The 13,685-nt window shown below is 56.3% G+C and carries 10 protein-coding genes; 4 read left to right on the forward strand and 6 right to left on the reverse strand.

The features are described from left to right. Window positions 1-383: 383 nt before the first annotated feature. From parE to serB, 4 genes are all read left to right on the forward strand, one after another. Window positions 384-2,279, forward strand: a complete 1,896-nt coding sequence (gene parE, locus QT231_RS01770; protein ID WP_308335232.1) for a DNA topoisomerase IV subunit B — start codon at window positions 384-386, stop codon at window positions 2,277-2,279. Window positions 2,280-2,439: 160 nt separating this feature from the next. Beyond that, window positions 2,440-4,356: a methyl-accepting chemotaxis protein gene (locus QT231_RS01775; protein WP_308335233.1), complete on the forward strand. Its 1,917-nt coding sequence runs from the start codon at window positions 2,440-2,442 to the stop codon at window positions 4,354-4,356. 74 nt (window positions 4,357-4,430) lie between these two features. Then, window positions 4,431-6,686: a DNA topoisomerase IV subunit A gene (gene parC, locus QT231_RS01780; RefSeq protein ID WP_308335234.1), complete on the forward strand. Its 2,256-nt coding sequence runs from the start codon at window positions 4,431-4,433 to the stop codon at window positions 6,684-6,686. A 3-nt stretch (window positions 6,687-6,689) separates the two neighbouring features. Further along, window positions 6,690-7,613 carry a phosphoserine phosphatase SerB gene (gene serB, locus QT231_RS01785; protein WP_308335468.1) on the forward strand — a complete coding sequence of 308 codons (924 nt, stop codon included), beginning with the start codon at window positions 6,690-6,692 and terminating at the stop codon, window positions 7,611-7,613. Window positions 7,614-7,686: 73 nt separating this feature from the next. Here serB and QT231_RS01790 read toward each other — a convergent pair whose 3' ends face one another. From QT231_RS01790 to QT231_RS01815, 6 genes are read right to left on the reverse strand one after another with little or no spacing between them, the layout of a single operon-like run. Continuing rightward, the gene (locus QT231_RS01790; RefSeq protein WP_308335235.1) at window positions 7,687-8,073 is read right to left on the reverse strand and encodes a Na+/H+ antiporter subunit G; all 387 of its coding nucleotides are present in this window, start codon (window positions 8,071-8,073) and stop codon (window positions 7,687-7,689) included. 43 nt (window positions 8,074-8,116) lie between these two features. Next, window positions 8,117-8,386 carry a K+/H+ antiporter subunit F gene (locus tag QT231_RS01795; RefSeq protein ID WP_008958594.1) on the reverse strand — a complete coding sequence of 90 codons (270 nt, stop codon included), beginning with the start codon at window positions 8,384-8,386 and terminating at the stop codon, window positions 8,117-8,119. Then, window positions 8,380-8,877, reverse strand: a complete 498-nt coding sequence (locus QT231_RS01800; protein WP_088698508.1) for a Na+/H+ antiporter subunit E — start codon at window positions 8,875-8,877, stop codon at window positions 8,380-8,382. The genes QT231_RS01795 and QT231_RS01800 overlap by 7 nt, the downstream gene beginning before the upstream one ends. Continuing rightward, window positions 8,874-10,385 (reverse strand): monovalent cation/H+ antiporter subunit D, encoded by a 1,512-nt coding sequence (locus QT231_RS01805; RefSeq protein WP_308335236.1) that lies wholly within the window; start codon window positions 10,383-10,385, stop codon window positions 8,874-8,876. Before QT231_RS01805 ends, QT231_RS01800 begins: the two co-directional genes overlap by 4 nt. After that, entirely contained in the window at window positions 10,382-10,714 is a 333-nt protein-coding gene (locus tag QT231_RS01810) for a Na+/H+ antiporter subunit C (RefSeq protein WP_308335237.1), read from the reverse strand. Before QT231_RS01810 ends, QT231_RS01805 begins: the two co-directional genes overlap by 4 nt. Continuing rightward, entirely contained in the window at window positions 10,714-13,554 is a 2,841-nt protein-coding gene (locus tag QT231_RS01815) for a monovalent cation/H+ antiporter subunit A (RefSeq protein WP_308335238.1), read from the reverse strand. Before QT231_RS01815 ends, QT231_RS01810 begins: the two co-directional genes overlap by 1 nt. Window positions 13,555-13,685 lie beyond the last annotated feature (131 nt).

The following is a 13,685-nucleotide window of genomic DNA, read 5'->3' on the forward strand; positions in this document are numbered from 1 at the left end:
ATCCACGCCAATCACCCTATACTTGTTCATGGTCTTCTCCCGTCTTGAATGAAGTGACACTTTCATTCTGGCGCATTTTGACGCCGACAATGGGGGGGAGGAGACCATCTCATCATCCATGGGCGCTACATTTGCCATCTGACCGCCATGGATGGCGGAAATGCCGGAATTGAAGGGATCATTTTTCCTGCCATGGCAAATGACCTCCTCTACGACCTATCCCCGGCGCCCCTGGCAACAAGCATGAAGCATGGCTAGATATACAGCTTTTTGCTTTTCCGCTATCCTGTGCCTCTTTGCAAGCCGCTAATTACTCGTTTCAGCATTCAATATGGCTGCCAGTACGAATTGATAAGTACGCTTTTTCAGGGAACCGACGTTACATGACCCAGTTTGATGCCTCTCAGTACGGCGCGAGTTCCATCGAAGTCCTGTCGGGCCTCGAGCCGGTACGTAAGCGTCCCGGTATGTATACCGACACCACACGCCCCAACCACCTTGCTCAGGAAGTCATTGATAACAGCGTTGATGAAGCGCTGGCAGGCCATGCCACCCAAATCAGCGTCGTTCTACATAGCGACGGTGGTATCGAAGTACAGGATAACGGCCGTGGCATGCCGATTGATCTGCACCCTGAGCACGGTGTTTCCGGCGTTGAGCTGATCTTTACCAAGCTGCATTCAGGCGGCAAGTTCTCCTCCACTAGCTACCGCTTCTCCGGTGGCCTACACGGGGTAGGCGTATCAGTGGTGAATGCGCTCTCCCGACGGTTGGACGTCGAAGTCACCCGCGACGGCGCGCGCCATGCCATGGCTTTCGAGTTCGGTGAAAAAGTCGAAGAGCTGCATGAAATTGGTAAGGCCCCCAAGCGGGCGAGTGGCACGCTAGTACGTTTCTGGCCCGATGAAAGCTACTTTGATAGTCCCAAACTAGCGCTAACGCGGCTAAAACACCTGCTGCGTGCCAAAGCGGTGCTGTGCCCCGGCTTAAAAGTCACCTTAGTAGAACCCGACGGTACCTCCACCGAGTGGGAGTTCGCCGATGGCCTGCGCGACTATCTCGTTGAAGCAACGGATGGCTATGAAGTACTGCCGCGCGAGCCTTTTGTCGGCCACTTCAATGACGACGAGCACGGTGTAGACTGGGCGATTCAGTGGCTACCCGAAGGCGGCGAAGCGCTGCTGGAGAGCTACGTTAACTTGATACCGACGCCTCAGGGCGGCACCCATGTAAACGGCTTTCGTTCCGGGCTGCTGGACGCGCTGCGCGAATTCTGTGAATACCGCAGTTTGTTGCCCCGCGGTATTAAGCTCACCGCCGATGATCTTTGGGAGCGCACCTCCTTTGTACTCTCGGTAAAAATGCTCGACCCCCAGTTTGCCGGGCAAACCAAAGAGCGGCTCTCGTCGCGAACCATTGCGGGCTTTGTCTCCGGGGTGGTTAAAGACGCTTTCTCGTTATGGTTGAACCACCATGTGGATCAAGCCGAAGCGATTGCCGAGCTGGTCATCAGCGCGGCACAGAATCGCCAGAAAAAAGCCAAAAAAGTTGCCCGTAAAAAGGTCACATCCGGCCCGGCACTGCCCGGCAAGCTGGCGGACTGCTCCGGCCAAGACCCCGCCCAAAGCGAGCTGTTTTTGGTCGAGGGGGACTCCGCCGGCGGTAGTGCCAAACAGGCGCGTAACCGGGAAACCCAGGCGATTCTGCCGCTGCGCGGTAAAATCCTGAATACCTGGGAGGTGGAGACCCACGACATCTACGGCTCCCAGGAGGTTCATGATATCGCGGTGGCCATTGGCGCCGACCCCGGCAGCGCCGATCTGGAAAAACTGCGCTACCACAAGATCTGTATTCTCGCCGACGCCGACTCCGACGGCCTGCATATCGCCACGCTGCTGTGCGCCCTGTTTGTGCGCCACTTCCCAAGCTTGGTAGATGCCGGCCACGTCTATGTGGCTATGCCGCCGCTCTACCGTATCGACTTAGGTAAAGAGGTGCACTACGCCCTGGATGAGAGCGAAAAAGCCGCGATTCTCAAACAGCTGGCCAATAAACGCGGCACTCCCAATGTGCAGCGCTTTAAAGGCCTGGGTGAGATGAGCCCGCTGCAGCTGCGTGAAACCACCATGTCCACGGAAACCCGGCGTCTGGTGCAGCTCACCTTGACCGATGGCGATGGCACCATGGAGATGATGGATATGTTGCTAGCCAAAAAACGTGCCGGTGATCGCAAAAAGTGGCTGGAAGATTACGGTAACCTCGCCGATATCGAGGTGTAGATAAAAACAGATAAACGTTAATAAGCCGTTGTTACAGTAACGCGTGTTTTAGCCGATAGTTGAATGTAGGGCTTACAAACTCTAAAAACTGCACATTCATAGGGGAAAAACGTTGTTTAAAACCATATCTCGACAGTTAACGTTATCTGCATTTGTATTAATGCTTCTGATGGCGGCCAGTATTTACGGTGTAATGGCGTGGCGGGGCCAGCCGCTGGTCATTGAAGCAAGCCAGTCGCTGGTGGATCGAACGGGGGGTTCGATCGTTAACGCCTTGGATGCGCAGTTATCACGGGTTGAAGGCAATACATCGAGTCTTGCCGCGTTGGCTGAGTCGTTACCTCGCGAAGAGGCACTTTATTTGCAAGCTTTCCCAAGAGTCGTGGATGACAATGGTAATAGCGCCATTGTCGGCGGTGGCATCTGGCCAGAGCCCAATGCATTTGAAGCGGGGGTTGAGCGCTTTAGCTTCTTTTGGGCAAGAAACGCACAGGGCGGGCTTGAGTTTTTAGATGATTACAACGCCCCCGGTATGTCGCCCTATCAGGAGGAGGAGTGGTACAGCAGCGCCCGTGATGCCGAGCCGGGCCAGTGTGTATGGTCAACGGCGTATCGAGATCCTACAACGGGCGTGGCGATGGTGACGTGTAGCGTCCCTTACTATCTCGATGATGAGTTTGCAGGCGTTGCCACCATTGATATGCAGCTAGAAGGTGTGGCCGAGTTCTTAACTGAAAACGGCGGTGCGACCGGTGGTTATGCGTTTGTGCTTGATAGCGCGGGTAATGTGATTCATTTCCCTGGCGCTGATCTGGAAACGGATGAGATGCAGGGTTTAGCGAATTTAACGGGCAGTATGCCTTGGTTGCAGCCCGTTATTGATGGCCTAAATGAAGGGCGTGACGAAATCAGTGTTGAAACCGCAGGCATACTGGATGCCCCCGCTTCGGTGCGCTTGTTTGATATGCAGGATACCGGCTGGACGCTTGGGTTAATGACGCCGCAAGAGGAAGTGACAGCGCTGGCGCGTACCTTAACGCGTGATTTGTTGGTTGTTATTCTGCCCCTGCTAGCGCTACTGCTAGCGCTGGGTTGGTGGGGCGGACGCATTCTGTTGCGGCAAATTCGCAGCACCACGCTGCAGATTGATCAGTTAGGGCAGGGTGGCTCTAGCCGCGAACTGACGATTTATCGTGACGATGAAATTGGCGAGCTACGTCGTGCTGTCAACCGCTACTCGGATAAGCTGCAGCATCTATTTGGCGACGTTCGCAGCGTGGCTGATGCCATCGCCAGTGAATCGACGGAAATTGCCGCGGGTAATACCGAGCTGTCTAGCCGCACCGAACAGCAAGCGGCGTCGCTGCAAGAGACCTCTTCCACGATGGAAGAGATGGCCGCGACGGTGAAGCGCAATGCTGACAACGCCCAAGAGGCGGATCAGCGAGCGAAGGAGTCAGTGGAAAAAGTTAAACAAGGTGGTGAGCAGGTATCGCGGCTGGCGCAATCCATGGAAGCGATCAACGAAAGCTCTACCGAGGTTTCGTCGATAGTCGATGTGATTGAAAATATCGCCTTCCAAACCAATATTTTGGCGTTAAATGCCTCAGTAGAGGCAGCGCGTGCGGGTGAGCATGGCCGTGGGTTTGCCGTGGTGGCTAGCGAAGTTCGTGAGCTGGCGTCCCGCAGTGCTGCCTCTGCCAGAAACATTAATGGGCTGATTAAAACCACCTCTGAACAGATCAAGACCGGTAGTGGTTACGCTCAAGCCGCTGAATCTGCCATGAAAGACATTGTAGTGGCGATTGAAGAGGTGACCGCGCGGATTAGTGAAATCAGCCAAGCGTCTGGTGAGCAGACCAACGGCATTGACGAGATCAACCGGGCCGTTACCCAAATGGATACGGTAACTCAGCAGAACGCCGGCTTGGTCAGCCAGGCCGCTGGTGCTGCCAATGAGCTGTCGATCCAGGCCCAGCGCTTGAAAGGATTGCTTGATGAGTTTCACGGTAGCTCTCAAGCGGCGGCATTACCACACGAAACGAAGGCATCAAACGAAAGGTATCAATTAACATAGCGAGCCATGTTAAGTGGCCGCGCGTCCGCTTATCAGCCGCCCCGACTGGGGCGGTTTTGTTGTCAAGGTAGGATATGATCGACATGGATATTCAAGTAGCGGAGGGCGACGTCGAACGTCTCTCCCTGCGCGACTACACCGAAAAAGCGTATCTCGACTACTCGATGTACGTCATTCTCGACCGCGCTCTGCCCAACATAGGCGATGGTATGAAACCCGTGCAGCGGCGAATTATTTACGCTATGCGCGAGCTGGCGCTGCACGCCAACGCCAAGTACAAAAAGTCGGCACGTACCGTCGGTGACGTACTGGGTAAGTTTCACCCCCATGGCGACAGCGCCTGCTACGAAGCCATGGTGCTGATGGCGCAACCGTTTAGCTACCGCTACCCGCTAGTGGACGGCCAAGGCAACTGGGGTAGCCCCGACGACCCTAAATCCTTCGCTGCTATGCGTTACACCGAGGCCAAACTCTCCAAATTTGCCGAAGTGCTGCTTGGAGAGCTAGGCCAAGGCACCGTCGATTGGGTGCCCAATTTTGACGGTACCATGCAGGAGCCGCTGGTACTGCCTGCCAAGCTTCCCCATGTGCTGCTCAACGGCGGCACTGGGATCGCCGTCGGCATGGCTACCGATATTCCACCGCACAATGTGTCGGAAATTGTCGAAGCCACTTGCCACTTGCTGCGTAACCCCAAGGCCACCACTGCTGATTTGATGGAATTCGTCCCCGCGCCGGATTTCCCCACCGATGCGGAAATCATTACCCCGCCTGCGGATTTGCGTAAGCTCTATGAGTCCGGCCGTGGCTCGGTCAAGCTGCGTGCTCGCTACGTGCGTGAAGAAGCCAATATCGTTATCACCTCGGTGCCTTATCAGGTCAGCGGTGCCAAGGTGCTGGAGCAGATTGCGGCGCAAATGCAGGCCAAAAAGCTGCCCATGGTGGCCGACCTGCGCGATGAATCGACCCACGAAGAGCCCACTCGTCTGGTGATCGAGCCGCGCTCCAACCGCTTTGACGTCGAGTCGCTGATGGCACACCTGTTTGCCACCACCGACCTTGAAAAGAACGTGCGGGTGAATATGAACGTGATCGGCCTGGATGGCCGCCCACGGGTGATGCCGCTGCCCGAAATGCTGGGCGAGTGGCTGCAGTTCCGTCGTAGTACGGTGCGTCGTCGTTTAGAGCACCGCCTGGGCAAAGTCGAAGACCGCCTGCATATCCTCGAAGGCCTGCTAATTGCCTACCTGGATCTGGACGAAGTGATCCGTATTATTCGCGAAGAAGATGATCCTAAAGCTTCACTGATCGCGGCCTTCAGCCTCTCCGAGCGTCAAGCCGAAGCCATTCTAGAGCTGCGCCTGCGTCACCTGGCCAAGCTCGAAGAGATGAAAATCCGCGGCGAGCAGGATGAGCTGGAAAAAGAGCGCAAATACCTACAAGGCCTGTTGGGCAGCGAAGCCAAGCTCACTACGCTGATGGAAAAAGAGATCCGTGCGGCGGGTAAAGAGCATGGCGACGAACGCCGTTCACCGCTGGTCGAGCGCGAAGAGTCCAAAGCGCTGTCTGAAGTGGAGCTGCTGGGCGCTGACCCGATTACCGTGGTGCTCTCTGATAAGGGCTGGATTCGTGCCGCCAAAGGGCACGATATTGACCCAGAAGGGCTCTCCTATAAAGCCGGGGACAGCTTCCAGCTGGCAGCGAAAGGCAAAACCAATCAGCCGCTGGTGCTGCTGGATGACACCGGGCGTGCCTATACCTTGTCGGCTCATAATCTGCCGAGTGCAAGGGGGCAGGGTGAGCCGGTTACCGGGCGTGCTAATGTGGCCGCCGGGGCGAAAATGGCAGGGCTGATGTTTGCGCCACCCGAACGACGCTTCGTGCTCGCCACTGACGGCGGCTATGGTTTTGTGGCGCGCCTCGACACGCTCACCGGTAAGAACAAAGCCGGTAAAGCGGTGCTGAGCCTGCCCAAAGGCTGCAATGTGATGGCGCCAGTCGAAGTGCCCCAGGGCGAGGAGCTGTGGGTTGCCTCTGTTTCCAATGAAGGCCGACTGCTGCTGTTCCCTTTGGATCAATTGCCGGAAATGTCTAAAGGCAAAGGCAATAAGATGCTCGATATCCCAGGCCCACGTGCTGCCCGCAGGGAGGAGTTTGTCACCGGTATCGTGGTGTTAGCCGCCAGTGACGCACTGATGATTCATGCCGGTAAGCGCAAGCTCACCCTAAAAGCTGATGATCTGGCTTACTATCGTGGCGAGCGCGGCAGGCGCGGCAGCAAGTTGCCCCGTGGGTTCCAAAAGGTCGACCGTTTAGAGGCAGGAGAGTAAATGATGGCAGGCGGTGACTTGATCCTAACCGTATTAGCGGCGCGTTTAACCGCAGATATTCAATCCCAGGTAGACGCTCTGGTGGTGCAATTTGGCCTACAGGTAAAGAGCACCCAGCGGTTGGCCGATGCTTCGTTATCGGAAGAGGCTATAGATTGCACCGAACATCGTCTGGTAGGAGAGGCGGATGTTGAGGCTGTGCGCAATGCCGCACGGGTACTGAGTGAAACCCTGGGTGTTGATATTGTCCTCCAGGCCGATACGCGCGATCACTTTCAGCCCCGTTTGGTCTGCTTCGATATGGACTCCACGCTGATTAAAGCCGAAGTGATTGATGAGCTAGCCCGCCGACATGGCGTGGGTGATGAAGTCGCGGAAGTTACCGAGCGTGCCATGCGCGGCGAGCTGGATTTCAAGGCGAGCTTCCGTGAGCGGATGAGTAAATTGGCCGGTTTGGATGAGTCCGTGCTGGCGGAGATTGCTGAGGAGCTGCCGCTGATGGAGGGCGTTGAGCGGCTGATGGTCAACCTAAAACGGCTGGGCTACCGCACCGCGATCCTCTCTGGCGGTTTTACCTACTTTGCCCGTTACTTGCAGCAGAAGCTCGGCTTTGATGAGATCCATGCCAATGAGCTGGTGATTGAAAATGGCACGGTAACCGGTGCGGTAAGCGAACCGATTGTCGATGCCGAGCGCAAAGCGGAACTGCTCGAAACGATTGCGCGGCGGGGAGGCCTTAGCCTGGAGCAGACGATTGCCGTGGGCGATGGCGCCAATGATCTTAAAATGCTGGCCAAGGCGGGTATGGGCATTGCGTTTAGGGCCAAGCCTATGGTGCGTGCTCAGGCGCGTCAGGCGCTTTCTATCTCGGGTCTTGATGGCGTCCTGTATCTACTTGGCTACAGCCAGCATGACTTAACACCTTAATAAAAGCGCTACCCTCATAAATTAAGGCGGTGCTGATTGGCACCGCCTTATTGGTTTGATGCAACAATGTACGTTAGCCGTGACCTTTATCGGGGTGTGGAACTGGTTTTTCGCCGACTTCCTCAGCCCTTAACTCGATCGGATGCCCTTGGGTTTTGACCGCATGCTTCAAGCGCAGGTGCAGGCCGGATTTGGCTAGCAGGTGCGCGCTCACCGGAGCAGTAATAAACAGGAAGAGTGTAATCAGCAACTCTTGAGCATCCGGTTTACCGTCTACGCTCCAGAAATAGGCCATTGATGCTATGAGCATACAGCCGATACCCAGGGTGGTGGCCTTGGTGGGGCCGTGTAGGCGCATATAGAAATCGCGTAGGTGGGCCATCCCCAGTGAACCGATAAACACGAAAATACCGCCAGCAACCAGCAGCAGTGAAATAAGCGCTTCAATGATTACTGGCATAGCTCCCCCTGACTCCTATTCATCACTCGATAGTGCATGTTAATCATTCGATGATGTCTCCGCGCAGAATATATTTGCATACCGCCACGGTGCTGATGAAACCTAGCATCGCGATCAGTAGCGCCGACTCGAAATAGGTTTTGCTGTTCAGCCACAGCCCAAGCAACACAATCAGCGCTATCGAGTTGACGTACATGGTGTCGAGTGCCAGCACGCGGTCGGGCAGGCTGGGGCCGATGGTCAGCCGGTAGAGGTTCATTAGGAGTGCCATCACCACCAGCGCTAGGGTGATATAAAGCGCAATGCTCAGCATTCGTAAATCTCCTTGAGCGGGCGTTCGTAGCGCTCACGAATTTGATTAATCAGCGCCTCCTCATCGTCCACGTTTAGGGCGTGAATCAGCAGTGACTTACCATCCATGCGTAGATTGGCCGAGACCGTGCCCGGGGTCAGGCTGATCGTGCTGGCCAGTAGCGTGATGGTAAAGCGCTCTTCGAGCATTAGTGGGTATTCAATAAAGTGGGGCTTGAGCTTGCGCCATGGATTGGCGATCAGATAAGCCACTTCAAAGTTGGCGGTGATGATGTCACCCAGTACCCGAAAGATAAATCGCAGCAGCATGAAGGGCTTGCCAATCAGTGGGCGGGCGTCCCAAAAGCGGTGGGTCAGTAGGGGAATCAAAATAGCTAATGAGCCGCCGAGTACGAATTGACCGAAGGCGTAACTGCGTACCAATAGCAGCCAAACCACCAGCAGTAGTATCGATAAAACGGGCGTGGGTAGCCAGGAGCGCGGGGCAATCATTGGGCATCTCCAGCATCAGGTAGTAGCGTGCGAATCAGCACCTGGGGGTTGGCTAGTTGATCAGCCGTGGCTTGAGTGTAGCTGCTCACTGGCCCTGCCAGGGCGACTAACAGCGGGGCTGCGCTTAGTAGCCAGATAACGCCAAACCATTGGCGACGGGGCAGCGGGGCGCCGCTGCTCGTGCCCCGGTGGCTACGCCAAAAAAGCGTAGAGCCTGCCCTGGAAAGAGCAATTAGCGAGGCTAAACTGGTTAGCAGCAGCAGTGGCCAGAGCCATAGGCGCTGAGTGCCCTCGGCGGCATTGAGCATTAATGCCTTGCCGAAGGCGCCGGAAAAGGGCGGTACGCCTGCCACGGCGATTGCGCCGACAAAGAACAGCATGGCGAGTGCTGCTCCCTGCACCATAGGGCGACCCTTGACCAAACGGGTAGCCGCTTTACCACGCTGCAGGCCAATCATTTCTGCTAGCAGGAATAGCCCACCAGTGATAAGCGTGGTGTGGATCAAGTAGTAGAGTAGCGCAGATACCGCCTGGGGGGAGCGCATGCCAATACCCGCCAGCAGCGTGCCCACCGACACCAGCACCAGGTAAGCCACCAACAGGCGCAAATCTCGCGCCGCCATCACCCCAACGCCAGCGGCTGCCAGGGTAGCAAGCGACAGCCACCATACCCAAGGCTGCTCCAGCGCCTCCAAACCGCCAGCGCTATCGCCAAAAATGAGCGAGTAAACGCGCAGAATGGCGTAGATACCCACTTTGGTCATAATCGCAAACAGTGCCGCTACCGGCGCGGGAGCAGAAGCGTAGGCTTTGGGTAGCCAGAAGTAGAGCGGCAGGATCGCCGCTTTTAACCCAAACACTACCAGCAGCATCAGTGCCCCAGCGCTCACTAACCCATCTCGCTCTGCCGGCAGTTCGGCTACTCGAATCGCCATATCGGCCATGTTGAGCGTGCCGGTGGCGCCATACAGAATCCCCACCGCAATCAGAAACAGCGAAGAGCCCGCCAGGTTAAGTACCACATAGTGGACGCTGGCCTGAATGCGCGCTTTGCCACCGCCGTGGAGTAGCAGGGCGTAAGAAGCCAGCAGCAGTACTTCAAAGAAGACGAACAGATTGAACAAGTCACCGGTTAAAAAAGCGCCGTTAATGCCCAACAGCTGCCACTGAAAAAGACCATGGAAGTTGCTGCCTTTTTCATCGTCACCGGCGCAGGCAAACACCACTGCGCCAACGGCCAGGATGGCGGTCAGTAGGAGCATTAACGCTGAGAGACGATCCAGCACCAGTACGATACCAAAAGGCGCCTGCCAGTCGCCCAGGGCGTAGTAAGTGATCTCTCCGCTAGCGGCTTGGCGTAACAAGCCAATCGCTACCAATAGCAGCAGGGCGGTGGCAGCAACGCTCACCGCGCGCTTGTAACGCACTAATCCCTGGCGCTGATAGAGCAGTAGAATGCCCGCCACTAACGGTAGGACAACAGGGAAAACAATCAGGTGCTGCATCATTCTCGGTCTTCCTTTTTACCGTCGACGTGGTCATTACCCACTTCACTGCGGGCCCGCATCGCCAGAATCACCACAAAGGCGGTCATGGCGAAGCCGATCACAATGGCGGTGAGCACCAGCGCCTGGGGGAGCGGGTCGGCATAATCAGTTCCTTCAGACACAATAGCGGGCCCGTCAGTGGTCAGGCCGCCCATGGAAAACAGGAACAGGTTGACTGCGTAAGAGAGCAGGGTGAGACCTACCACCACCGGAAAGGTACGGCCACGCAACGTCAGGTAGAGGCCACAGGCGGTCAATATACCGGTGGTCATCGCGTAGAGCAGTTCCATTAGAGAGGCTCCTTGGCAGAGGGCGTTGCGGCGTTGGCGTCAGCCTCTTTTTCTGAGGCTTCGGTCACCGGGCGATGGGCGGTGGTGACTTTGCCCAGGTTGGCAAGAATCATCAGCGTAGCGCCCACTACCGCTAAGTAAACACCCAGGTCAAAGAGCAGCGCGGTGGCCAGTTCAAAGGTACCGATGAGCGGTAGCGTGAAGTAGCCAAACGCCGAGGTTAAGAATGGATGGCCGAACAGCCAGCTACCCAGACCCGTTAGCGTAGCAATCGCTACCCCGATAACTGCTACGGGTTGGAAGGGGAAGTCCAAACGCTCTTGCGCCCACTCCACGCCTCGCGCCATATACAGCAGGATCAAAGCGACCGCAGTAATCAGCCCGGCAATAAAGCCGCCCCCTGGCTGGTTATGGCCGCGCAGGAAGATAAACGCGGAAACCAATAATGCCAACGGCAGCAGCGTCATTGAAATTGACGTGAGCACGGCTGGGTAGCGGTCAGGCGACCACACCCGGCCTTCGCCGTCACTGTGGGGAATAAACAAACGCAGGCGATTCAGCAGCTTGAAGATGGCCAAGCCTGCTAGGGCCAACACGGTGATCTCCCCCAGGGTATCGAAACCCCGGAAGTCGACCAGAATCACGTTAACCACGTTATAGCCACCGCCGCCGGGCTTGCTGTTTTCCACAAAGAAACTGGAAATCGACAGCGTATCGCGGGTCATGACCGCGTAGTTAAGGCTGGCGATCACCAGACCCAGTGAGCCCGCTAGCAGCATGTCGCGGATATTACGCAGCGGGCTGGATTCGCGGGGCGTTTTCTGCGGTAGGAAAAATAGCGCCAGCATCAGCAGAATCATGGTGACAACTTCCACCGAAAGCTGTGTCAACGCCAGATCCGGTGCGGAGAAACGCGCAAAAGTAAGCGCCACAAAGAGCCCTACTACCGACAGCATCAGCAGTGAAATTAGCCGGTAGCGGTGGGTGGCGGCGGTCGCTATGCCCCCAAACATCAGCATGCCCGCGCCTAACAGTAGAACGCCATCCAGCTCTTGGTTGCCTGCTGCGCCGGTTAAATCGGTTATTTGTACAAGACCGACCCCGCCCATCACCAGTGCACCTAGCCAGAGCCAGCCCACATAGCGCTGCAGCGAGTTGCCTTCCAGGGCCGCAATAAGCTGCTCGGCGCGATAGCCCATAGCCACAAGAATGCGCTCAAACACGCGTCGGGCATCGACCCCAGCAAACTGCTGGGTAAATCGACGCATATCGGCATGCCGCCAATACAGTGCGATACCCACTAAGAAGGCGAGCAGGCTCATGATGAGCGGCAGATTAACGCCGTGCCAGATAGCCAGATGAAAATCGAGCGGACTGCCGATGACGGCCTGGCTGGCAAGCTTTAACAATCCCGTTGCCATCAATGCCGGGAACAGACCCACCACCACGCAGAGTACGACCAATATTTCTACCGGCAGGCGCATTAGGTGCGGCGGCTCATGGGGCGATTTTGGCGGCGCTTCACGGGCCGGTTTGAAGAACACTGCGTGTACTAAACGCAGCGAGTAAGCGACCGAAAGGATACCACCGAGCGCCGCCAATGCAGGCAGTAGCCAGCTTAGGCCACCTAAAACGGGCGTCGCTAGCGCCTCGGTGAAGAACATCTCTTTGGATAAAAAGCCATTAAACAGCGGAACGCCCGCCATGGCGGCCGCTGCCAACGTGGTTAATAGCGCGGTCACCGGCATGGCTTTTTTCAGCCCACCGAGCTGCTTTAGCTCCCGAGTGCCGGTTTCATGGTCGATAATACCAGCACTCATAAACAGCGCGGCTTTAAAGGTGGCGTGATTAAGAATATGAAACAGTGCGGCCAAAATCGCCATGGGGCTGCCGATGCCCAGCAGCACGGTGATCAAGCCTAAATGGCTAACAGTGGAGAATGCCAAAATACCTTTCAGGTCGGTTTTCATTAGCGCAAACCAGGCGCCATATAGCATGGTGACGATCCCGACCAGGGAAACGACCACGCTCCACAGCTCGCTGCCCGCGATGGCGGGGTGCAGACGCGCCATCAGGAAAATGCCCGCTTTCACCATGGTGGCCGAGTGCAGATAGGCCGATACCGGCGTGGGCGCTGCCATGGCATGGGGTAACCAAAAATGGAACGGGAATTGGGCCGATTTGGTAAAGGCCCCCAACAGTACCAACCCCAGCATAAGCGGGTAGCGCGGGTCGGCAAGGATAACGTCTCCGCTGGCCAGCACATCGCCCATGTTGAAGCTGCCTGCCATATCGCCGAGTAACAGTAAGCCTGCCAGCAGTGCCAGGCCTCCCGCGCCGGTCACCGTTAGCGCCATACGTGCGCCTTTACGGGCATCTGATTGGTGCGACCAGTAGCCTATCAGCAAAAACGAGGAGAGGCTGGTTAGCTCCCAGAACAGCCAGAGCAGAATCAGGTTGTCCGACATTGAAATACCCACCATCGACGCCATAAATAGCATCAGGAAGGCGTAGAATCGGCCAAAGGGCTCATCTTTGGCTAAATAGAAGTGAGCATAAAGAATAATCAGCAGGCCAATGCCGAGTATCAGCATGTTGAACAGCAGCGATAGCCCATCCAGGCGAAACGCCAAGTTCAGCGCCAGTTCAGGCATCCAGGTGGCCGAAAAACGCAGTTGCTCGCCGTCTAGCAGAGCTGGCACGTTGAGTAGCGTCATCACTAAGGCGGTAGCTGGCAACACAGCCGTTGCAAGGGAACAGAAACTTCGCCCACGCTGTGCGGTGAGTGCCGGTACCAGTACGCCTAGCAGAGGCAATAAGGCTATCCAAAGCAGTGTCATGGGGTCATCCAGCGGCTAAATATTAAAGTCAAAAGGGTACCAACAGGGCGCCTATAAAGGCGTTCTGGTGGCGCAGCATACATCAAGTGAAACAATAGGATATCACTTGTGTAGCAGGCGTGTAATTTTAG

The organism is Halomonas sp. SpR1 (assembly GCF_031010175.1).
Classification (GTDB): domain Bacteria; phylum Pseudomonadota; class Gammaproteobacteria; order Pseudomonadales; family Halomonadaceae; genus Vreelandella.

Coding starts and splice junctions, on each gene's coding strand:
- parC (WP_308335234.1), top strand. CDS start 4,431: ATGATCGACATGGATATTCAAGTAGCGGAGGGCGACGTCGAACGTCTC.
- QT231_RS01805 (WP_308335236.1), bottom strand. CDS start 10,385: ATGATGCAGCACCTGATTGTTTTCCCTGTTGTCCTACCGTTAGTGGCG.
- QT231_RS01810 (WP_308335237.1), bottom strand. CDS start 10,714: ATGGAACTGCTCTACGCGATGACCACCGGTATATTGACCGCCTGTGGC.
- parE (WP_308335232.1), top strand. CDS start 384: ATGACCCAGTTTGATGCCTCTCAGTACGGCGCGAGTTCCATCGAAGTC.
- QT231_RS01790 (WP_308335235.1), bottom strand. CDS start 8,073: ATGCCAGTAATCATTGAAGCGCTTATTTCACTGCTGCTGGTTGCTGGC.
- QT231_RS01800 (WP_088698508.1), bottom strand. CDS start 8,877: ATGATTGCCCCGCGCTCCTGGCTACCCACGCCCGTTTTATCGATACTA.
- QT231_RS01795 (WP_008958594.1), bottom strand. CDS start 8,386: ATGCTGAGCATTGCGCTTTATATCACCCTAGCGCTGGTGGTGATGGCA.
- QT231_RS01815 (WP_308335238.1), bottom strand. CDS start 13,554: ATGACACTGCTTTGGATAGCCTTATTGCCTCTGCTAGGCGTACTGGTA.
- serB (WP_308335468.1), top strand. CDS start 6,690: ATGGCAGGCGGTGACTTGATCCTAACCGTATTAGCGGCGCGTTTAACC.
- QT231_RS01775 (WP_308335233.1), top strand. CDS start 2,440: ATGCTTCTGATGGCGGCCAGTATTTACGGTGTAATGGCGTGGCGGGGC.